At 67.5% G+C, this 255-nt stretch carries 1 protein-coding gene; it reads left to right on the top strand.

What is annotated here, in order from left to right; translation table 11 throughout:
• Positions 1-255 (top strand): hypothetical protein (locus ACUN9Y_RS22335; protein ID WP_445462929.1); only part of this gene is annotated, 255 nt, incomplete at both ends.

Raw genomic sequence — 255 nt, 5'->3', positions numbered from 1 at the left:
ACAGCTACACCGAGACCGGTGGTGCGGCGAGCCACAACGCCGCGGATGACAATGTCGTCGACAGCTTTGCGATCGTGGTTACCGACAACGAAGGTGACACCGCCAGCGACAGCCTGGACATCCAGATCCTGGATACCGCGCCGGAGGCCACGGCCGACGCCAACGCCATCAGCGAGGAGACCGCCACGGTCGGCGGTAACGTGATCGAGGGGGCCGCCAACGACGCCGGGGCCGACACCCTGGGGGCCGACCAGA

The organism is Halomonas sp. V046, assembly GCF_052645355.1.
Note: the sequence above shows the minus strand (reverse complement) of the source record. Positions and strands in the feature narration are given on the sequence as shown.